The following is a 21,915-nucleotide window of genomic DNA, read 5'->3' as shown; positions in this document are numbered from 1 at the left end:
CCAAGGGGGCTGACATTTATGTTACTGGACTTTGTATGGAATGTTTTTAAAACAACAGGAAGTATTGATTCTTATGTTCTGATGAAAGAGATCGAAGAAAAGTTTAAGTCTGAAACAGCAGAGAATGTCATGCGAGAAGAAACAGAAGTCTAAGTAATTATCGGGGTTAAGAATGAGTTATGTTAATTATAAGGGGTTAGTTATAAAAGAAGTAAATACCGGTGAAGCAGACAAGATTATTACGGTACTTACTGCTGAAGAAGGTAAAATTTCAATAGCTGCAAAAAATGCAAGAAGAGCGAAAAGCTCATTGAGTGCAGGATCACAGCTTTTTGCCTATAGTGATTATATGTTGTTTAAAGGAAAAGAACTTTACAACATGTCAAGCTGTCAGGTAATAGAGCCTAATTATGAAATAAGAAACGATATAGAAAAACTGACATACTGCTCTCATATACTTGAGTTGATTTCGGATAATGTTCAGGAGGGAGAACCATCAGAAGAGGTCCTTCGACTTCTTCTGAATACACTCTATGTCATTTCCAAAACCAACCGTCCGCTTAATCTTATAACCGTTGTTTTTGAGTTAAGGCTCATGTCCCTGCTGGGATATGAGCCGCATGTTATAAATTGTGTAAACTGCGGAAAGGCACAGGATGAGAATATGTACTTTGATTTTGACAGCTCGGGACTGGTTTGTAAGGATTGTTTAAATCCAAAGTCAAGGTCTATATTGCTATTACCGGGTACTGTCAAGGCTTTAAAATACATAATATTTATCAGTCCTCAAAAACTGTTTAATTTTTCACTTTCCCAAGAATCCATAAAAGAATTAGGGGAAATATCTAAAAGATATATAAAGGAGCACATCGGAAAAGAGTACAGAAAACTTGATTATCTGAAACAATTAAAGCTGGAGTGAGACATGAATACAAACTTATATTCAGCACTTTCATTAATTATAATAATATCAAACAGTATTTTCGTTATCACGGCACTCTTTTTTGAAAGAAAAAAGCCTGTTCGTGCTTTGAGTTGGATTTTAGCACTCACTCTATTGCCTGTAGCTGGTTTTTTACTATACTTGATATTCGGCAGACCATTAAATCTGAAAAAGAAAAAATTTCATATTAAAAATCATAAAGACATTGAGTACAGTAGAGCGATTTACCAAACATTAGGTACTGTTTCCTATGATGAAACCATGTTCAAAGAATCCTATAATCATTATGTGAAGCAGCTTATAAATTTTAACATAAATCTATCCCAAAGCCCTTTCACCAATGACAACAAAGTAGAAATATTCACGAAAACTCAGGATAAATACAATTCTTTGTTAACAGATATAGAAGGTGCTGAAACTTCTATTCACATGCTGTATTTCATCATAAAAAATGATAAAATCGGTACACTGATAATAAATACTCTTGCTAAGAAAGCAAAACAGGGTGTTACTGTAAGAGTACTCTTTGATCATGGACAAAATCTATTTTTCCCGTATAGAGCTTTTAAAACCATTATAGATAATGGCGGAGAGGTATTAAGCTTTTTTTCAAATTCAATAGATAATTACCTTAAAGCAAACTATAGAAATCATAGGAAGATAGTTGTTATTGACGGAAAGGCAGGATATATAGGAGGAATTAACATCGGTGATGAGTATCTGGGACTGCACAAAAGAATCAAGCCGTGGAGGGATACTCATCTTAAAGTAACTGGAAGCAGCGTTTACTGCCTTCAACTCAGGTTTATGACAGATTGGCTGTATGCTTCCAAAAAAGAGGTAGACTTTGGAAGGTTGGATAAATACTTTAGGCCAATCAAAACAGAAGATAGTGGAGATGTAGCTATTCAAATGGTGTCAAGTGGACCTGATACGAATGCAGAGGAGATTAAGAGGGGCATGATAAAAATGATTAATTCTGCAAAGTGCTCTATTCTTATTCAGACCCCTTATTTTGTACCGGACGATTCATTTCTTGAAGCTTTACAAAATGCTGCAATGTCGGGTGTAAATGTGGTTATCCAGATACCTGAAGTACCTGACAAAAGACTTGTTTACAAGGTAACAACATCCTTTATTGAAGATGTCATGGACTTTGGAGTGAAGGTTTACCTGTATCCGGGTTTTTTACATTCCAAAATGATAGTAATAGACGATACTTGCTGTTCCATAGGTTCTACAAATATGGACATGAGAAGTTTTTCACTGGATTTTGAAATAAATGCTTTTATGTATGGTCACGACATTACTCATAAATGTTCAACAATATTTTATGATGACCTAAATACATGCAGGGAAGTAACCGAAGAAAATTATAAAAAAAGAGGAGTATTGTCAAAAATACTTGAAAGCGTTTGCAGACTGTTATCACCGCTTCTCTAAATTATACTACTTTAGAAAAAGTTACAAATATGACACAAATAAAACACATTTATAATTTATACTTTAAAAGGTAAATGTGTTAAAAGATCTGTGTATGCTTTAGAGGAGGTAGTATTCTTGAATCGAAAGGTACTTGGAATAATTATTATGCTTCTTGCAGTAGTATTTTTTCTTTGGGGATGGAATAATATGGCCTGATACTAGTAAAGCGGCTATATCAGATATTTCTTTACAAAAGGTATTTTAGACAAAATTATGTAAACAAAAAGGCTTATCCCGAGATTAATTAAAGTAAGAAAAGGTATAGAAATAATAGGATTGGCAATAGTACTCTCAATTTTAAGTTCCCTGTAAGCTATATTTATGAAATCATGAAAAAGATAAACGCAAAAGCTCCCCTGAGAAATAAAACCGAACAATTTCAGAACTTTATCGGATTTAAAGATGCCTTTTATGTTCCTTGCAAGTAAAAATATCCCACAAGCCATAAAAACAACGTTGGGAGACATTCCTTCAAGGAAAAGCGTATTTAGTGCATTTGATGATTCTGACATATTAATAGTTCCTGCCAAGGTTATAGCAAATCCTGCAGCTCCCAGTAAATACATAAGGTAGTTTGTTTTTTTAGATAAAGTGTATTTATGTAAATAATGTCCTATAATAAAATACCCGACGGAGGAATATGCCATTGCGATTTTATACTGAACTACTATTCCTTTAAGCATATTAAATGGATAAAACTTTACAATAAAAGGGTATACAATTCCAAGAACAAACCATGCACCCAGAGCATACTCAATATGACGCCTGTCCGCTGCATTTGTAAATACGCGGATGATAGGAATAAGAGCATATATAAGAATGATTATGTACAAATAATATAAATGAAAATGTGTATTACATGTAAGAAGATTTTTTACGGACTCCTTCAAAACGGATAATTCGATAAATCCGGTATGTACATAGTTTAAATAAACATCACATACTTCATACAATACAGCCCAGAAAACGAGTGCTGCTATAAGTCTCGGTATGTACTTACTGAATATCTGTTTGATGGAAACATTTTTTTCGGAATTAAGAAATAAAACTCCGCTGCACATGAGAAAGACAGGAACGCTCCATCTCACCACTGCTCCCCAAAAAACCGAAAGGTTCCAGTTTACTGAGGCAACTTCATAATGTATTAGTGCTCTGGAAGAAACATGTATAATTATAACGCCCAATATAGCTAAAGTTTTTAGGAAATCAATAAATGGAATGCGTGGTTTCATTGTGACCCTCTTTATGATATAAAAATATTAACTTTCCTTATTAACAATATTATTGTACCATAAAAATTCTTCTATCTGCATTGTTTTTCAAATATCAATGCAATATAATTGATAGAAATGAGTAAAATCCGAAATAAAGGAGGGTAATATGACACTAAATTCGGACAAAATAATAAAGGAAATGATAAACTATTTCAAAAAGGATGTTAAACGTATCAACCATACTTTAAAGGTTTATAGTTTTTGTAATACTATAGGTACATTAGAGCAGCTTAATGATAAAGAATTGCTGATTGTAAGCCTTTCGGGAATTCTTCACGATATAGGAATCAAAGAGGCCGAAAAAAAGTACAATTCGTCTGCGGGACCGTATCAGGAAAAGGAAGGACCTGCAATAGCAAAAGAGATAATGAATAAATACGATATCGATACTTATACTATTGAACGAGTTTGCTATATAATAGGGCATCACCATAGCTATAAAAAAATAGACGGAGTAGATTTTCAAATACTGGTTGAAGCTGATTTTCTTGTGAACATATATGAAGATGAAATGGACCAAAATGCCATAAATACTGTCAGAAGTAAATATTTTAAGACAAAAACGGGTTCAGCAATACTTGAAGACATGTATCTTTAGTTAGTTGCAATATTAGAAAAATAAGTTAACGTAAAATTGGGGGAAGTTATTCATTGTTTAAATTAATAAAATATTTAAAGCCATATCTTAAACAAGTTGTTTTAGGTCCGGCATTTAAATTATTTGAAGCAATACTTGAATTGACAATACCTTTATTAATGGCAAAGCTTATCGACAATGGTGTAAAAGCAAACAATCCATCATACGTATACATGATGGGGGGGATAATGGTTGCAATCGCAATAACCGGAGCCGGCTCAGCATATATATGCCAGTACTATGCATCTATAGCTTCACAAGGGTTTGGAACGTCAATGAGAAACCTTTTATTTAAAAAGATACAAGGATATTCCTTTAATGAGCTTGATAAAATAGGAACTCCTTCTCTCATAAATAGAATAACCAGTGATGTTAATCAGCTCCAGCTCGCGGTGGCCATGCTGATAAGACTTGTAGTCAGAGTTCCTTTTCTTTGCATTGGCGGATTGATAATGGCAATGACCATCAACTTGAAGCTGTCTGTAATACTATTTATAACAATGCCGTTATTTGCACTGGTTATATATTTTATAATGTCAAGAACAATACCGCTGTATAAAACAGTACAGAAAAAGCTTGATACATTGTCCGTAATAATACGGGAAAATTTGTCCGGAGTGCGGGTAATACGTGCGTTTGCAAAACTGGACAAGGAAAGAGAACGTTTTTCAAAAGGCAACAGGGAATATGCAGATATGTCTATAAGTGTAGGTAAGGTTTCAGCACTTCTAAATCCTGCTACAACTGTTATAGTAAACTTTGGTGTCGCTACAATACTGTGGTTTGGCGGAATACAGGTATATCACGGTACAATGACTCAAGGTGAAATAATTGCGTATATCAACTATATAAACCTGATTCTTTCCGCGCTTATTGTACTTGCAAATCTGGTCGTCACCTTTACAAAGGCGGCAGCTTCAGCAAACAGGGTCAATGAGATATTGGAGACTCAGCCGTCTGTATTGGACAGGGCTGGTAGTATCGCAGATGTACAGTCTGCTGTCAATGTTTCAGAAGAAATGCCTTTGATTGAGTTTAGAAACGTACGATTTACATACGATGGAGCCTCAGAGTATGCTTTGAAAAATATCTCATTCGGAATCAAAAGTGGACAAACAGTAGGCATAATTGGTTCTACCGGGTCAGGAAAATCCACTCTTGTAAACCTTATTGCCAGATTTTACGATACTACGGATGGACAAATTCTGATAAACGGAACTGATGTTAAAAATATGAAGCAACAGAATTTAAGAGATAAAATAGGACTTGTTCCCCAGAAATCGGTTCTATTTTCTGGAACTATCGAGGAGAACATAAAGTGGGGAAATGAACAGGCACAGGAAAATGATATTTATTGGGCTGCCGAAATTGTTCAGGCGACGGAATTTATCAAGCAAAAACCTGAAGGCATTGAGGCTCATATTTCCCAGGGCGGAGCGAATCTTTCAGGTGGGCAGAAACAAAGACTTGCAATTGCAAGGGCAGTGGTCAAAAGGCCGGAAATACTTATTTTTGATGACAGTACCAGTGCCTTGGATTATGCTACAGATGCAGCTTTAAGAAGACAAATCAAGGATAATCTGAAAGGGCTAACAATAATAATGGTAACACAAAGAGTAGCTGCAATCAGAGACGCAGATTTAATAGTAGTACTGGATGACGGAGAAATAGTAGGAATAGGCAGAAATGAAGAGCTACTGAAATCCTGCCCCGTCTATCAGGAAATATACTATTCACAAAGAAAAAGCGAGGTAGCTCATACATGAAAAGTGATGCAGTTAAACGTCTCGGCAGATACATTTTAGCCAATAAGCCATATCTGCTGGGAGCCGTACTATTTGCAGCATTAAGCAATATCCTTATGGTGGCAGGTCCATTTATAATAGGTAAAGGTGTTGATGCTATTGCCGGAAAAGAACAGGTTGATTTCAAAAGTATTCTTAATATAGTTATAATTATATTAATTTTGTATTTGGTAAGTGCATTTTTTCAATGGAGTTTGCAGGTAATTACGGCTGTACTGTCAAATAGAACAGTAGAGAGGTTAAGGAAAGATGTATTTGACCATATACTGGAAATGCCTTTGAGATTTTTTGATCAAAAGCCTCATGGAGATATAATGGGCAGACTTACAAATGACATGGAAAATATAGGTGAAGGAATTTATCAGTCGGTTACTCAGTTTTTTACTGGTATAATATCCATTGTTGGTTCACTTGTTTTTATGTTTGTTTTGAATCCATGGATTACACTTATAGTAATTGTAATGACACCTGTTACATTTTTAATTGCATCATTTATAACAAGACGTTCATCAAAAATGTTTAAGGAACAGTCAAAGGTAAATGGTGAGCTAAATGGTTATATTGAAGAGATTATAGGAAATCAGAAGGTTGTAAAAGCATTTAATTATGAGGAAAGGGCTCAGAAGAAATTTGAGGAAATAAACGGACGTTTGTATAAATGCGGAAGATGGGCGCAGTTCTATTCATCTCTGGTAAACCCGTCTACCCGTCTTGTAAATAATATTACTTATGTTTTACTTGGAATGACTGGTGGTATTGCGGCACTGGCCGGCAGGTTAAGTATCGGCTATATTTCCAGCTTCCTGACCTACTCATCCTACTTTTCTCAACCCATAAACAATGTAACAAGTGTAACAGCCCAGATACAGAGTGCTGTTGCATCAGCGGAAAGAGTTTTTGCAGTAATGGACGAGGAAGTTGAGAAACAGGCGGATATCAATGAGATTGAATTAAAGAGAACTAACGGGAATGTCCGATTCGACGATGTATCATTTTCTTATGTTCAGGAAAAGCCTTTGATACAGAACTTTAACCTTGATGTTAAGGAAGGACAGAGGATTGCAATAGTTGGGCCAACCGGTTCGGGGAAAACTACTCTTGTTAACCTGTTGATGCGTTTCTATGAAACAGATAGAGGGTACATATATATTGACGATAAAAGTATAAGTAAAATATCCAAAGACAGTCTTAGGCAGTCTTTTGGAATGGTTCTTCAGGACACATGGCTTTTTGCGGGGACAATTCGTGAAAACATAGCATATGGGAATCCGGAAGCTACTGATGAAGAAGTAAAAAAAGCTGCGACCTCCGCAAATGCACACAGTTTTATCAAGAGACTTCCGAAAGGTTATGAAACAGAGCTCACAGAAGGCGGAAGCAACTTGTCACAGGGCCAAAGACAGCTATTGACTATTGCAAGAGTTATGTTGGTTATTCCTCCTATGCTAATACTGGATGAGGCTACCAGCAGTGTTGATACAAGAACAGAGTTACATATACAGAAAGCTTTTTTGAAGATGATGGAAGGAAGAACAAGCTTTGTTATAGCACATCGCCTTTCAACCATTAAAGAAGCGGATGTTATACTTGTTATGAATAATGGTAGGATTGTTGAACAGGGAAGTCATAAAGACTTACTGAAAAAAAATGGATTTTATAAAAAATTATATTTAAGTCAATATGAGAATACTTAAATAAATAAAGATTGACTAAATAATAAAGACAGGTGTTGCTAAATGAATAAGTTAATTGAACAATATACATTAAACAGGAAGCTTTTGGCAGAAGCCCTGGTTGAAAAGGATTACATGGAGTTGTATGAGGCTGAAATCCTTAAAAATGAATTTGTAGCCAAACTTGGGGAACCAAGATATGAGCTTCATAAGCTTGAGCTTGCAATAGCCAGAACTAAACTTAAACTTGAAATGATAGAAACATGTGAAAAATTCAAGATACCAATAGACTATTCCTATATTGACAGAGAATTGGAAAAAGAATTTGAAAAACACTATGAAGTACTTAAAAAAATGAGACTAGAAATAGAGTATGTTCATTCAATAGACTACGCTATGGAGAAGAAAAAACGTGACAATGAATTGGAAATGAAGGATATATATCTGGAAATAGCAAGCCATATTCATCCTGAATTGACAATAAATCAGGATATTAGCATGAAACGAACCTGGAAAACAGTAGAAAAAGCATATCAACAGAGGGACATAGAAAAATTAAAAAGGCTTCGTAAAAAAGTTATTAAAGATTTTGGCAATATAAACGAAAAGCATGAAGACTTGGAAAAACAGCTTACTGCAATAAAAGAGCGAAAAGCAGCCGTTCAGAATGAAATACAGGTTATGAAGAAAAGCTTTCCTTTTTCAGAATCGGATATGCTTGATGATGAAGTTGCTGTTATGAAATTCAGGGATGATATGGACACGGATATAAGAACCGCAAAAGAGGTACTGGACAAATTGGAAAAACAGGTACTGGAAAAGCTGCCTCCCGTGGGAAGGTATAAAAATTAAAGCTTACAGGATATAAAATAAACCGGGAAAGGTGTTAGTAGACCTGTTCCCGGTTTGCTGCTCTTAAACTGGCATATTTCAGGATTTAATTATCCTTTCTGAGACTTCTTCTGTTTCCGTCAGCATCTACAATAACGGTGTTGTCCAGTGTAGCCTTTAGATTTGCCCGAAATGCTTCTATATATTCTTTTCTTAGCTTATCTCTTTCAGCTAACTCAGAACTCGTAAGAGAACCTGATTTCGCTTTTTTTGCCAGTTCATTCAATCGTTCAATTCTACTTTTCTCCATAAATATAACCAATCCTTATCAATCATTTTGCATAAAAAACACATGAGTATTATAACAAAAAACATTTGATTGTAAAAGAAACTATCAATATTTCTTTAAAAAGCTTATTCGGTGTGATAATATAAATATGGCAAAGTTAATTTATTCTTCGGGAGGTTGGAGATATGAATGATATACAGGTTGTAGTTTTTGATTTGAACAATGAGCTTTGTAGTGTGGAGACTTCAATTGTCTATAAAATAGAGAAATATGGATCAATATCACTTGTTCCACAAATGCCCGATTATATTAAAGGAATATATAATCTAAGGGGGAAAGTAGTCCCTGTGGTAGACCTTAATAAGAGGTTTAATTTAGGAGAATCAGAGGTAACAAAAAAGACAAAGATTATAATAACTGAAAAGGATGATCAATTGTACGGATTTATGGTAAACAATGTTACTGAAATAATAAATCTTAATGAGAATTCTGTTGATAGATCCGAAGCGGTAATAAAATTAAACAGCAAGAAATACATAAAGGGCATAGGCAAGAATGACGGGAAGCTTTTTTCAATAATTGATTTAAATGAAATTTTACATAATGAAGAGATAGAAGAGGTTACAATGGCACTTTCAGAAAACGTAAATTAGTATTTAATTATTTATATAATTAAAAACCCGTAAAGTGAGAATGAATTAGTTTATTTTCCGCTTTACGGGTTTTTGCGTTTAATAATGTCCAATTTGTAACCAAAATAAAAATGTAAACATAAAATATTATCAAGCGGTTAATCAATGTAATCTTGTCCGCATATGAGTTATAAAGGAGGGAAATAAGGTAATATGGAAAATAAGCTTCACTCACATAGCTTTGCGGGAAAGACTTCAAATACTGAAGATCACATTCATCAATACTCAGGCAAGACTGATGAAACCAGTGACCAGATAGGGCATATACACTATATTGAAGGATCAACTACGTTGGAAGAGGGTCATGTTCATTATTATAGAATTGCAACTAGCCCTGCTATTTATGTAAACGGTGGACATTATCATGTTTATATGGGAAATGCAAATTTTGCAAAAAATCACGTTCAGATTTTAGCAGGTGACACATCCTTCTATAAGAAAAATTAATGTTTACAGGGGACTTATCCGGTGCATAATAAATGACGGTGAATATAAAATATAAAACCTGCTGTTCTTGGTCAACAGCAGGTTTTATCATTATCACTGATTATGCTAAATTAAACATTAAATCTGAATAACGTAACATCTCCGTCATGCATTACATATTCCTTACCTTCGGACCGAACCAGACCCTTTTCCTTTGCAACCGTATATGAGCCACAACTAATTAAATCGTCATAAGCTACAATTTCAGCTCTGATAAAACCTCTTTCAAAGTCGCTGTGGATTTTTCCCGCAGCCTGAGGTGCCTTTGTACCGTTTGTAATAGTCCATGCTCTTACTTCCTGTGGGCCTGCAGTCAGATAGCTTATAAGTCCCAAAATTTTGTAACTGGCTTTAATAAGCTTGTCCAGACCGGATTCTTCCAGTCCCATAGCCTCAAGGAAGTCAGCCTTTTCTTCATCATCGAGCTGAGCAATTTCTTCCTCAATCTTTGCACAAATTACCATAACTTCAGAATTTTCTGCAACAGCCACTTCTTTAAGCTCTGCAAGAAATCTGTTGTTATCCAGAGAAGATAGGTCTTCTTCGGAAACATTTGCAGCATAAAGAACAGGTTTTAATGTTATAAGAAATAACTGGTCAACAAGCTGCTGCTGTTCTTGGTCAAAAGACATTGACCTTACGGGTTTTCCGCTTTCAAGGTGAGCCTTTATGGATTCGTAAAGTTCCATTTCAATCTGGAACTTCTTGTCTCCTGACTTAAGCATTTTTTTCGTTCTGTCGATTCTTCTCTCTATCATTTCAAGGTCTGAGAAAATCAATTCCAGGTTAATTGTTTCAATGTCTCTTTTTGGACCAATGGAACCGTCAACATGAACAATATTGCTATCCTCAAAACATCTTACAACATGAACTATTGAATCAACTTCTCTTATGTGAGAAAGAAATTTATTCCCCAGTCCTTCACCTTTGCTTGCACCTTTAACAAGACCTGCAATATCAACAAATTCAATTACAGTAGGTGTTATTTTTTCAGGGTTATACATTTTTGCAAGCATATCCAGTCTTTCGTCGGGAACAGCCACTATTCCTACATTCGGTTCAATAGTACAAAACGGATAATTTGCACTTTCTGCACCTGCTTTTGTTATAGCATTAAAAAGAGTGCTTTTTCCTACGTTAGGTAGTCCTACAATTCCTAATTTCATTTATATATCTATCCTCTCAATGGTTTATAACATAAAAAAATACCATAAAAATTATATACTATATGATTTTTCATTGCAATAATATTAAGTTTATGCATTGTAATATTGATTTTATTTTTTTATTAAATTAATATATAAAGCGAGAAAAAATAATCAGACATACAATATTCACAATCGTATACTAGAATGTAAATACAATAAGAGATTTGTATGTTCAGTAATAAATATTATTAACCATATATTTTTGAAAAAATCAGGAGGTATATTTATGTATTGTAGAAATTGCGGAAACGTTGTGAATGATCAGGCTGTTATATGCGTTACGTGTGGAGTACCTACAGGAAAAGGGAATAACTTTTGTCCTTTATGTGGCGAAGCAACCGATTCAATGTCTCAGATATGTATGAAATGCGGTTTTAGTTTAAATAGTTACGGACAGCAAAAATCAAAGCTTGCTGCGGGATTGTTCGGAATTTTCCTTGGCGCTTTCGGTGTTCACAGATTTTATCTGGGGTATATAGGGATTGGACTGGCGCAGTTGTTACTGACTGTTTTATCCTGCTTTATATTCTCGCCAATTATTTGGGTATGGGGACTGATAGAAGGAATTTTGATTCTTGCCGGTTCTATTAATAAGGATGCTAAGGGTGTAGCATTAAAAGATTAAAACATAAAGTTTTTTAGCAGATAGGAATTCCAAATTCCTATCTGCAGGTTGAAAGAGGATTACCTATTTTCCGATGAGTTTTTTCAGTTTGCCTGCGAGAGTTGTGTTTTTCCGTTCTCTCCAATTGGTAATATACCTGTCTACCTCCTGAAAATGCTTGTCCATTTTGACTTCCAGTTTTCGGGAACTATTTTCAACGCAAGCTCCAAGTTCTAGCTTGGAGCTGTGAATTTCTTTTGAAATATGTTCTCGAGTACTTACAAATTCCGCGGCAACATTATTAAAAAGCTGCTCTTTAATACCGTTTAAGGTTTCCAGTATCATAGACAGTTCAGCACTGCTCAGTTCTTCCAATCTCTTTGAAACTACGGCAGGAAGCTGTTCTGTCGAAATGGGAACACTGATGTCTTTTGGCTTAATAATATTTTCGTCTTCAAGAATTTTTCGTATAGCTTTTAGCTCAAGACCTTGATCTCGCATTGATTTAATCTGATACATTAAATTTGCAAGGTCAGTAGTATAATAGCGCCTACCTCTGTTGTCCTTGGGGATATTTAACCCAAATTCCTTTTCATAAAATCTTAAAGCATGATCTGTTATATTCAAAGATGTGCTTAGCTCTGTTATAGAATATCTTTCTTTGAGTACTTCCATGGAACCATCTACCCCCTGTAACTATATCTATAAATATGTACAATGCAATTTGATAGTACCATAAGACATTATTTGTGTAAAATATTTACATATTATTGGCTTAGTATTTCCAGTAGTCCGGCTATATCGGAAGGAAGGTCAGCCGTGAATATAACTTCTTTTCGGGTAACAGGATGAAGTATCTCGGTTCTATAGGAATGAAGGGCTTGCCGGGAAATGAATAAATTTGTATTTTCCGAATACAAAGTGTCACCATAGATAGGAAAACCCATTGCCTGACAATGAACTCTTATCTGGTGTGTACGTCCTGTCTCAAGCTTAAAACCCAGCAAGGCTGAATTATGTAAAGGAAAACTCTTCAGAACCTTATAATGTGTTATTGAGGGTGCTCCGTCCTCTGAAATGTGCCTTAGCATAATACTGCCCGGCTTTCTGGCTATGGGTAGGTTTATAGTACCTTCACCCTTTTCAGGTATACCCTGTACAACACCCAAATATTCTTTTTTAAACAAATTGGCATGCATTTGCTGGATGAGTATTTCCTGAGTAAACTGGTTTTTTGCAAAAATGATTATACCCGAAGTTTCTCTGTCAAGTCGGCTGACCGGGCGTACTTTTTTGGTAACACCTTTCTGTTTCAGATAATAAACTATACCGTTGGCGATGGTATTATCGGGATGGTAACTGGTAGGATGGACTACAATACCGGGCTGCTTGTTGAGAACCAGCATACATTCATCTTCATATATAATATCAAGAGGTATGTCCTGAGGCTCTATATTCTCACATTCTTCCTCAAGATCAAGTATTACCTTGAGCCTGTCCTCCGCCTTTACAACATAGTTAACTCTTTCAGGATGTTCGTTTACATAAATCTTCTGCTGCAATTTAAGCTTTTTTATAAGTCTTTCAGAAAGCTGAAGCCCGTTTTTCAAAACATATTTCAGAGTTTTTCCGGCTTCATTCTTACTGACTATCCTCTCTAATAACATTAAAATCCTCCTGACGGTAATGGCAACATTAAATGTATATAGTATATGCTGCTTGATATATTGTACTATAAATGGAATTTGATACGCAAAAGTTTTATAATTAACTTGATAAACCAAAACAAAGTAGATAAAATCATGTATATATAAACTACGAAAGAGGAATTTTACCAATGGATTTACAAACAAGAGAATTTTTAAAACACAAGTTTGAAATAGATGATAAGATTATTGAATTGGCTGAACAAGCTGAAAAAGATGCACAAGAGGTATTTGCACGAATCGACGGCACGAAGCAGCTGAACCAGCTAAAAGTAATAAAGGCAATGCAGGAAAATAAACTAAGCGATTCACATTTCAACGGAACAACCGGCTATGGCTATGACGACAGGGGAAGAGAGGTTCTGGACAGTGTTTATGCAAATATATTTCAAACTGAGGACGCTCTTGTACGCCATCAGATTGTTTCAGGTACCCAGGCACTTGCACTTTGCCTTTTTGGAAATCTCAGACCCGGGGACGAGCTGGTAGCGGTTACAGGTAAACCCTATGACACTCTGGAAGAAGTAATCGGAATAAGAGGAGAAAACTGCGGTTCTCTCAAGGAGTTCGGGGTAACATACAGACAGGTGGATTTGAAGGATGGTAAACCTGATCTGGAAAAAATAAAAGTAACGGTGTCAGAAAAAACTAAAATGGCAATGATTCAGCGCTCAAGAGGTTATTCATGGAGAGATGCACTGTCCATTCAGGATATAGAAAATGTAATAACAGCAGTTAAAGAAGTTAACAGTAACATAATTGTAATGGTTGATAACTGTTACGGGGAGTTTGTTGAGGTTTTAGAGCCTACACAGGTGGGAGCGGATATAATAGCAGGTTCGCTTATAAAGAACCCCGGTGGCGGACTGGCACTGACCGGCGGTTATATAGCTGGGAATAAGAACTTGGTAGAGCAGGCAGCATACAGACTTACATCTCCTGGTCTTGGCAAAGAGGTTGGAGCTTCTCTGGGAAACAACAGGCTTATGTTCCAAGGCTTATTTATGGCACCTCATGTGGTGGCAGAAAGCCTCAAGGGTGCTGTATTTTGTGCTGCACTTATGGAACGGGCGGGATTTGAGACAATGCCTTCTGTAAAGTCACACAGAAGTGATATAATACAATCAGTAAAATTTAATAATAAAGAAAGCCTTATTGCATTTTGTCAAGGGATACAGAAAGGGTCGCCTGTAGATTCTTATGTTACACCACAGCCATGGGACATGCCGGGATATGATTCACCGGTTATAATGGCAGCCGGAGCATTTGTACAGGGGTCATCCATTGAACTCAGTGCTGATGCACCTATTAAAAAACCTTATGTGGCATATATGCAGGGCGGTCTTGTATATGAACATGTTAAGCTGGGGAATATTATTGCTTTGCAGAAATTGTTCGCTCAGGGGATGTTAAAGTAAAAGCAGGATAAAACAACACAAAAGAAAAGGTAATAGGTGGAGGGACACAAATGGGGAATGTATTCAAAATCAAGGGCATTAAAATAGGCACACTGATTATGGGAATCTTTCTACTGATATATCTGCCATCATTGCTTTACATAACATTTGGCAATACTATTGAAAAAGATATATTGAAGAACGGTAAAATAGAAGTAATTCAAAATGTTGATGGTATCTTGATAAGAAATGAAAAGGTTATAGATTCTCCGGATGACGGTAATTGTGTTATGGATGCGGTTGAGGGTGAAAAGGTTCCTGCCTTTTACAGAATCGCTACTATAGTTAAAAATGTACCCGTTTCAACTTACGAAGAACTTAAAAAAAAGGAAATGCAAATTAGCAGTGCGCAAAAAGCTCAAAAAGAGAATTTGGGAGTTTTCTCCGGCGACATAATAAAACTTGACTCCGAAATAATTGAAAAGGTGAAAAATTTGGGGCAGCAGTCATTAAGAGGAAGCCTGGTTGAAAGCTACGATACCATGTCTGATATTGACAGCGTTGTTTACAGAAAATCCGATATATTTGGCGACAACAGTAAATCTGCCAAATATATAAACATGTTAATCAGTGAAAAAGCTGAAATTGAAAGTAGATTAAACAATAATGTCAAGGAGGTAAGGGCCGGTTCTGCGGGATTGATATCCTTTGCGATAGATGGTTATGAATCATTGCTGACTCCGGGTTTTATAAAAAAGGCTACACCTCAGGACTTAGAAAATATTACCGTTAAAAATACAAACAGGGACTTTAATGTTGTTGATGTAAAAAAAGGAGAGCCTATTGCGAAGTTAGTAAAAGATCTGGATAATTACATGGTTACTGTAGTAGACCAAAAAACAGCAAAGGATCTGAAAGAAGATAAGCTCGTAACCCTCAGAATTAATGATATAGGCTACAGCATGGATGCAGTCATAAATTACAGCTCGGATGTAATTAACGGAAAAAAAATCATTTCGTTTAAATATGATACCGGTTTAGATGAAACTATAGGTATGCGCAGGATAAATGTTGATGTAGTATTATCCAGCTATAGTGGTTTGAAGGTTCCTCGCAGCTGTCTGCAAAATATTAACATTAACAATCAGACTGCCAAAATATGTATATTAAAGGGGAATACAGCTACCTTTAAAGAGGTAAAAATAGTAGGGATGAATGACGATGCAGCAATAATTGATAATCCCAATGGAGAGTCATCAGTAGCACTTTATAACACATACATTCTAAATCCCAAAAACATACAGGAGGGACAGATAATTGATTGATGAAACTATAAAGCAAAATCTGGACGACGTATATTCCAGAATAAAAGCCGCCGCAGAAAAAAGCGGAAGAAAAGCAGAAGACATAAAGCTTATTGCAGTTACTAAAACTGTTGAGGTTGATAGAATAAGAAATGTTAGTGAATACGGAGTCCCGGACTTCGGTGAAAACAGGGTACAGGAGCTCTTAGAAAAGTACGATAAGTTTGATGAATCAATAAAATGGCATTTAATTGGGCATTTGCAAACAAATAAAGTGAAATATATCATTGATAAAGTTCATATGATACATTCCGTAGACAGCTTTGAACTGGCAAAGGAGATTGACAACCGAGCAGGTAAAGCAGGCAAAAAAATGAACGTACTATTACAGGTAAACGTTTCAGGTGAAGAAACAAAGTTCGGAATAAGACCCGAAGAAATAAATGCACATGTGGAGTATATTTCCCGATTAGAGAATTTATCTTTAAGGGGAATGATGACTATAGCCCCATTTGCGAATAATACACAGGAAATAAGACCTATATTTAAGAATCTTTACGACATTTTTATTGACATAAAGAATAAAAGAATAGATAATGTTAGTATGGATTATCTTTCCATGGGTATGAGCAACGATTTTGAGGTTGCTATTGAAGAAGGTGCAAATATTGTCAGAATCGGAACAGGTATTTTTGGAAAGCGGAATTATCCTCAAAAGTAGTAAAAATGAACAATAGACAAAAAATATATTTACTAAAGACTCAGGGGGTATTTGGAAATGTCAAAACTTCTTAACAAGGTGTTTAATTTTGTAGGCTGGGAAGCTGTTGATGAGGATGAAGATGAATTTGACGAGCAGGAATTGAGTACAAAGGAAGAAGTAAAAGAAGAACCTATACAGACACACTTCTTTAATAGCTCAAAAAAGCAGCAGTCAGGTAAGGTTGTAAATATTCATACCGGTAATCAGTTTAAAATGATTGTATCACAACCGAATACTTTTGATGATGCACAAGATATTTGCGATCACTTAAAGAACAAAAAACCTGTAGTTATAAATCTTGAAGGCATTGAAAAGCAGGATGCTCAGAGAATAATTGATTTTCTAAGCGGCTCAGTATATGCACTTGACGGAAGTATTCAAAAAGTTTCCTGTGATATTTTTGTTATAGCTCCCAATAATGTAGATGTTAGTGGCGATTTAAAGGATGAACTAAGAAACAAAACCGTTTTTCCCTGGGCTAAATAGTTTTGTCTCTTACATTGGAGGAGTAATTTAAATGGATTCAGTTTATAGAGCTATAAATGGTGTATTGTTTGCCTTTGAAATGGTTTTGGTGGCCAGAGCAGTTATTTCATGGTTTCCGATATCAAGGAATAACAAATTTGTAGATTTGCTTCATGCTATTACCGAACCGGTACTTTCACCTATACGTAATATGCTTAACAGATCAAGTATATTTAATAATTCCATGCTGTCTATGATGGATTTTTCTCCAATCGTTGCATTTCTGCTTATTGAAGTAATTAGAAATGTGGTTTTCAGTATATTTAGAATGTTTGTATATTAGGAATTTATGGATAAAAACGAATTATTAAAGATGGTTTCAAAGCTAGAGGATAGGGTGCTTGTTTCACGTTTGTTGGACAAGGTTGAACAGTGCCAGTATTCCTCTTTTGCATATTCGGATTTTCTTTCTCCTTACGAAGCTTCTGTTACTAAAAAGGTTTTGGACAGGGTTAAAGATGTTTTCTATAAATTAACAGGCGGGTACGAAGGAGCAGAACGGGCTGTAACTGTAATAAGCAGTGATTTTATCGAGGAAGATATTCCTTATAACACTCCCATAAGCTTATTGAGAATAACACCCGTTATTGAGAATAAGCTTTCCCATAGGGATTATCTTGGGTCATTACTTGGATTGGGCATCAAGAGAGAAAAAATCGGAGATATACTTGTTAATGAAACATTCGCAGATGTTTTTGTTATTGATAAAATAGCGGAATATATATTATACAATTTGGACAAAATTGGTAATGTAAAAGTGCAATGCGAATTGCGTGATATATATGAATTTACTCCTCCCCAAAAGAAGGAGCGGAGCATAAATACCACGGTAGCTTCTCTTCGCGTGGATTCTGTTGCATCCAGTGGGTTTGGTTTGTCCAGAACCAAGGTAATGGACTATTTTAAAGCACAAAGAGTTAACGTAAACTGGGAATCGGTTCAAAGCCCTTCAAAAATATTGGATGAGGGAGATGTAATATCAATACGGGGAATGGGAAGAATTGTTCTGGAAAAGGTCTTGGGAAACACCAGAAAGGACAGAATCAGCATTGTTATAAAACGTTTCGAATAATATGATGTCTCAAGAAAGGATGACCATTTATGAATTATACGCCGAATGATCTTGATAATATAAAATTTAAGAAAAATTTTATGGGATATAATGAGGATCAGGTTAACGAAGTATTGGACAGTGTAATACAGGATTATGAGCTTTACATAAAAGAAAATATAGAGCTTAAAGATAGGATTTCAGTATTAAATGAAGGTATTCAACATTATAAAAATATTGAGGAGTCCCTTCAAAATACATTAATAGTAGCACAGCAAACCGGCGAAGAAATTAAGAAAAATTCCTATGAAAAGGCAGAAAATATTATCAAAGAGGCGGAATTAAAGGCTCAGAGGATTATCAATGATGCCAATCAGGAAGTTATCAAGATTCGTTTTGAATATGAAGAAATGAAGAAAAGGCTCCACCTCTTCAAAACCAAGTCGGAAACGCTTTTATTGTCCCAGCTTGAATTGTTAAAACAATTATTTAATACTGATGATGAAGAGTAAGTAAGACACGGTTCAAACTTTAAAACCCTTAGAAACAAAGAATAAAGACTTGTTTCCAAGGGTTTTTGTGTTTTTTTTTAATGGAATAATCATAGAAAATATGATATAATTACAAACATATTTTCTACTAGAATCTATGACTTAACAATAACTGTGGGGTGTTATTTTTTGCAGGTCAAAAAAGTAAGGAAGAAGAAAAAATATAAACGAGTTGAAAGTGGTTTTTCAAAATATAAAAATGAGATTTTAGGCCTTATTTTATTTGCTTTCGGAATACTGGCTTTTTTCAGTTTTATATTTACAAAGTCCATGGGTGTTTTCGGTAAAGGCATAACAAATGTTATGCTTGGCTTTCTTGGTGTGGCGGCATACATGGTTCCTGTTGTTCTCATAGTATACGGTGTGGCTATGATTTTTAAGATGGATAGTCATAATTTCAGACGCCGGGTAATATATTTTGGCGTTCTTTTGGTATTACTATCAGCTTTTATACAGGTATCGGTGTTTGATTATGAAGAATTTTCGGGCAGAAATTTATTTTACAGTATTTCGAAATTTTATGGAGACGGTAAAGTATTGTCTGGCGGAGGTATACTCGGAGGGCTTTTGAGTCTGCCGTTTTTGATGACATTTCAGGTATTGGGAACTGTCATAATTCTTACAACCATATCAATTATTGATGTAATTTTGCTAACCAATGTTTCAATGGCGGCTTTCCTAAAAAATGTTTCGCTATACTTTTCCAATAAAATGAAATCAGCTAATGAAAACAGAAAGATAAAGAAGCAGGAGAGAATGGAAGCTCAGGCAGAGTCTGCAAATGACACAGAAGTCAATGAGGAAAAACCTAGTAAAAAACAAAAAATAATTAACTTTAAAATAGAACGTGAGAACAGAGGAAAATCAGCTAACAAGCTTGAACAAGAGCCTGAAAATCAGGAGCCAGAGGTTGAAGCTGTTGAAGAAGAGACGGAAGAATTCACTGTCAGCCTTACCGGGTTTAATGATGTTGCCGACGAACTGGTAATATCTGATATAAAAGAGACAGGATTATGCCCTGACACCAACTCTTTCGATGATTTGGAGAATCAGAATATCCCTGATGAAAATACAGACGGTCAAATAAGTCAGCCATCAGAGACAGAAACGGTTACGGCTGATGAAAGTAATCAGGATGAACTTGTTATACCTCAAACAGAGATACAGAAACCTATGATTTATAATTATCCTTCAACGGATTTACTGGATTCAAATAAGGACGATCTCAATGTAAAGGAATTAAAGAATGTTGCACTTGAAGGTGCAAAGAAGTTAGAGGATACATTAAAGAGCTTTGGGGTTGATGCACGTGTTATTAATATTAGCCGTGGGCCTGCCGTAACCAGATATGAAATACAGCCAAGTCCCGGAGTAAAGGTTAGCAAGATTGTAAATTTGTCTGATGATATAGCCCTTAACCTTGCAGCAGCAGGTGTAAGAATTGAAGCTCCGATTCCGGGGAAGGCCGCTGTGGGCATAGAAGTGCCAAACAAGGAAATGTCAGCTGTTCTTTTAAAGGATATTATAGAATCAAGAGAATTTTCAAATCATTCCTCAAAACTTGCTTTTTCAGTTGGAAAAGACATTTCCGGGGAAACGGTTGTTGCAGATATCGGTAAAATGCCTCATTTGTTGGTTGCAGGTGCTACGGGTTCAGGTAAAAGTGTATGTATCAATAGTTTAATAATGAGCATTTTATTCAAGGCATCACCAGAAGAGGTTAAGCTTCTGATGGTTGACCCAAAAGTAGTTGAGCTTGGAATTTATAACGGTATCCCACATTTACTGATACCCGTAGTTACAGACCCTAAGAAGGCTGCCGGAGCGCTTAATTGGGCCGTACAGGAAATGGTAAACAGGTACAAGTTGTTTGCCGACAAGGGTGTAAGAGATTTAAAGGGATACAATGCAATGTTAAAGGCTAATAATGAGCAGGGCATATTGCCGCATGTTGTAATTATAGTAGACGAACTTGCGGACCTTATGATGGTTGCTCCTAATGATGTTGAGGATGCTATATGCCGTCTGGCACAGATGGCAAGAGCAGCCGGAATGCACTTGGTAATTGCAACACAAAGGCCTTCTGTAGACGTAATTACCGGTGTTATAAAGGCAAATATTCCTTCAAGAATTTCTTTTGCCGTTTCGTCACAGGTGGACTCAAGGACAATACTTGATATGAGCGGAGCAGAAAAACTTCTTGGAAAGGGAGATATGTTGTTCTATCCGGTTGGAGAACCAAAGCCTTTGAGAGTAAAGGGATCATTTGTATCTGATACGGAGGTTGAGAGAGTAGTAGAATTTATTAAGACACAGGGTTATACTTCTTATGATGAAGATATAATTGAAAAAATAAATGATCAGGCTACGGGAAAAGATGATAACCCGGGAGATAACGATGAACTTTTGAATCAGGCTATAGAAATGGTTGTTGACGCAGGACAGGCATCAGTTTCACTCGTTCAGAGGAAGTTCAAAGTTGGTTATTCAAGAGCCGCAAGAATAATAGACCAAATGGAAGCGCGAAACATAGTTGGCAGGTTTGAGGGCAGCAAACCCAGACAGGTGTTAATCTCAAAACAGCAGTGGATGGAAATGCAAATGAACCAGAATGACAGGCAAAAAGCAAACCAGTAATGTTATATATAATTTAATATCGAAATAATATTTATTTAAAAATGTATGAATAGC

At 35.7% G+C, this 21,915-nt stretch carries 23 protein-coding genes; 18 read left to right on the top strand and 5 right to left on the bottom strand.

The window, feature by feature from the left end:
- Positions 1 to 18 precede the first annotated feature (18 nt).
- The 3 genes from L323_RS40760 to cls are packed head-to-tail and all read left to right on the top strand — an operon-like array spanning position 19 to position 2,386.
- Entirely contained in the window at positions 19 to 153 is a 135-nt protein-coding gene (locus L323_RS40760; protein WP_004620214.1) for a YqzL family protein, read from the top strand.
- 19 nt (positions 154 to 172) lie between these two features.
- Complete coding sequence (gene recO, locus L323_RS28665; RefSeq protein WP_020815083.1) at positions 173 to 922, top strand: DNA repair protein RecO; 750 nt, start codon at positions 173 to 175, stop codon at positions 920 to 922.
- A 3-nt stretch (positions 923 to 925) separates the two neighbouring features.
- The gene (cls, locus tag L323_RS28660) at positions 926 to 2,386 is read left to right on the top strand and encodes a cardiolipin synthase (RefSeq protein ID WP_020815082.1); all 1,461 of its coding nucleotides are present in this window, start codon (positions 926 to 928) and stop codon (positions 2,384 to 2,386) included.
- Between the two features lie 212 nt (positions 2,387 to 2,598).
- Here the strand turns inward: cls and L323_RS28655 are convergent, their stop codons facing one another.
- A complete protein-coding gene (locus L323_RS28655) occupies positions 2,599 to 3,660 on the bottom strand; it encodes an acyltransferase (RefSeq protein WP_020815081.1) in 1,062 nt (353 codons plus the stop codon).
- A 148-nt stretch (positions 3,661 to 3,808) separates the two neighbouring features.
- Between L323_RS28655 and L323_RS28650 the strand changes: the two genes are divergently transcribed.
- From L323_RS28650 to L323_RS28635, 4 genes are read left to right on the top strand one after another with little or no spacing between them, the layout of a single operon-like run.
- The gene (locus L323_RS28650) at positions 3,809 to 4,300 is read left to right on the top strand and encodes an HD domain-containing protein (protein ID WP_020815080.1); all 492 of its coding nucleotides are present in this window, start codon (positions 3,809 to 3,811) and stop codon (positions 4,298 to 4,300) included.
- A gap of 53 nt (positions 4,301 to 4,353) precedes the next feature.
- Complete coding sequence (locus tag L323_RS28645; protein WP_020815079.1) at positions 4,354 to 6,105, top strand: ABC transporter ATP-binding protein; 1,752 nt, start codon at positions 4,354 to 4,356, stop codon at positions 6,103 to 6,105.
- Positions 6,102 to 7,838: an ABC transporter ATP-binding protein gene (locus L323_RS28640; protein WP_020815078.1), complete on the top strand. Its 1,737-nt coding sequence runs from the start codon at positions 6,102 to 6,104 to the stop codon at positions 7,836 to 7,838. The genes L323_RS28645 and L323_RS28640 overlap by 4 nt, the downstream gene beginning before the upstream one ends.
- A 42-nt stretch (positions 7,839 to 7,880) precedes the next feature.
- Positions 7,881 to 8,669 carry a hypothetical protein gene (locus L323_RS28635; protein ID WP_020815077.1) on the top strand — a complete coding sequence of 263 codons (789 nt, stop codon included), beginning with the start codon at positions 7,881 to 7,883 and terminating at the stop codon, positions 8,667 to 8,669.
- Between the two features lie 85 nt (positions 8,670 to 8,754).
- Here L323_RS28635 and L323_RS28630 read toward each other — a convergent pair whose 3' ends face one another.
- Entirely contained in the window at positions 8,755 to 8,958 is a 204-nt protein-coding gene (locus L323_RS28630; protein ID WP_020815076.1) for a DUF896 domain-containing protein, read from the bottom strand.
- Positions 8,959 to 9,122: 164 nt separating this feature from the next.
- On the opposite strand from L323_RS28630, the gene L323_RS28625 reads away from it, so the two are divergent.
- Both L323_RS28625 and L323_RS28620 read left to right on the top strand, forming a co-directional pair.
- Positions 9,123 to 9,590, top strand: a complete 468-nt coding sequence (locus L323_RS28625; protein ID WP_020815075.1) for a chemotaxis protein CheW — start codon at positions 9,123 to 9,125, stop codon at positions 9,588 to 9,590.
- Positions 9,591 to 9,782: 192 nt separating this feature from the next.
- On the top strand, positions 9,783 to 10,076 hold the full coding sequence (locus L323_RS28620) for a YmaF family protein (protein WP_020815074.1): 294 nt from the start codon (positions 9,783 to 9,785) through the stop codon (positions 10,074 to 10,076).
- A gap of 110 nt (positions 10,077 to 10,186) precedes the next feature.
- Here L323_RS28620 and ychF read toward each other — a convergent pair whose 3' ends face one another.
- Positions 10,187 to 11,281 (bottom strand): redox-regulated ATPase YchF, encoded by a 1,095-nt coding sequence (gene ychF / locus L323_RS28615; RefSeq protein ID WP_020815073.1) that lies wholly within the window; start codon positions 11,279 to 11,281, stop codon positions 10,187 to 10,189.
- Positions 11,282 to 11,549: 268 nt separating this feature from the next.
- On the opposite strand from ychF, the gene L323_RS28610 reads away from it, so the two are divergent.
- The gene (locus tag L323_RS28610) at positions 11,550 to 11,948 is read left to right on the top strand and encodes a TM2 domain-containing protein (protein WP_020815072.1); all 399 of its coding nucleotides are present in this window, start codon (positions 11,550 to 11,552) and stop codon (positions 11,946 to 11,948) included.
- Between the two features lie 63 nt (positions 11,949 to 12,011).
- Here L323_RS28610 and L323_RS28605 read toward each other — a convergent pair whose 3' ends face one another.
- Complete coding sequence (locus L323_RS28605) at positions 12,012 to 12,602, bottom strand: MerR family transcriptional regulator (RefSeq protein ID WP_020815071.1); 591 nt, start codon at positions 12,600 to 12,602, stop codon at positions 12,012 to 12,014.
- Between the two features lie 92 nt (positions 12,603 to 12,694).
- Positions 12,695 to 13,594 (bottom strand): RluA family pseudouridine synthase, encoded by a 900-nt coding sequence (locus tag L323_RS28600; RefSeq protein WP_020815070.1) that lies wholly within the window; start codon positions 13,592 to 13,594, stop codon positions 12,695 to 12,697.
- Positions 13,595 to 13,764: 170 nt separating this feature from the next.
- Here L323_RS28600 and L323_RS28595 point away from each other — a divergent pair, with 170 nt between their 5' ends.
- The 8 genes from L323_RS28595 (at position 13,765) to L323_RS28560 (ending at position 21,861) form a co-directional block, all read left to right on the top strand.
- Complete coding sequence (locus L323_RS28595; RefSeq protein WP_020815069.1) at positions 13,765 to 15,051, top strand: aminotransferase class I/II-fold pyridoxal phosphate-dependent enzyme; 1,287 nt, start codon at positions 13,765 to 13,767, stop codon at positions 15,049 to 15,051.
- A 50-nt stretch (positions 15,052 to 15,101) separates the two neighbouring features.
- Positions 15,102 to 16,355, top strand: a complete 1,254-nt coding sequence (locus tag L323_RS28590) for an HlyD family efflux transporter periplasmic adaptor subunit (RefSeq protein WP_020815068.1) — start codon at positions 15,102 to 15,104, stop codon at positions 16,353 to 16,355.
- Positions 16,348 to 17,055, top strand: coding sequence for a YggS family pyridoxal phosphate-dependent enzyme (locus L323_RS28585; protein WP_020815067.1), 708 nt, complete (start codon positions 16,348 to 16,350; stop codon positions 17,053 to 17,055). The genes L323_RS28590 and L323_RS28585 overlap by 8 nt, the downstream gene beginning before the upstream one ends.
- Before the next feature lie 57 nt (positions 17,056 to 17,112).
- A complete protein-coding gene (locus L323_RS28580; protein ID WP_020815066.1) occupies positions 17,113 to 17,583 on the top strand; it encodes a cell division protein SepF in 471 nt (156 codons plus the stop codon).
- Positions 17,584 to 17,614: 31 nt separating this feature from the next.
- Complete coding sequence (locus tag L323_RS28575) at positions 17,615 to 17,905, top strand: YggT family protein (RefSeq protein WP_020815065.1); 291 nt, start codon at positions 17,615 to 17,617, stop codon at positions 17,903 to 17,905.
- A gap of 6 nt (positions 17,906 to 17,911) precedes the next feature.
- Positions 17,912 to 18,694, top strand: coding sequence for an RNA-binding protein (locus tag L323_RS28570; protein ID WP_020815064.1), 783 nt, complete (start codon positions 17,912 to 17,914; stop codon positions 18,692 to 18,694).
- Between the two features lie 29 nt (positions 18,695 to 18,723).
- Positions 18,724 to 19,185 (top strand): DivIVA domain-containing protein, encoded by a 462-nt coding sequence (locus L323_RS28565; protein WP_020815063.1) that lies wholly within the window; start codon positions 18,724 to 18,726, stop codon positions 19,183 to 19,185.
- A gap of 153 nt (positions 19,186 to 19,338) precedes the next feature.
- Positions 19,339 to 21,861, top strand: a complete 2,523-nt coding sequence (locus L323_RS28560; RefSeq protein WP_020815062.1) for an FtsK/SpoIIIE family DNA translocase — start codon at positions 19,339 to 19,341, stop codon at positions 21,859 to 21,861.
- The last annotated feature ends 54 nt before the right edge of the window (positions 21,862 to 21,915 follow it).

Source organism: Ruminiclostridium papyrosolvens C7, from assembly GCF_000421965.1.
In the GTDB taxonomy this organism is placed as follows: domain Bacteria; phylum Bacillota; class Clostridia; order Acetivibrionales; family DSM-1351; genus Ruminiclostridium; species Ruminiclostridium papyrosolvens_A.
The sequence above is the reverse complement of the archived record's forward strand: the minus strand, read 5'-3'. Positions and strand labels throughout refer to the sequence as shown.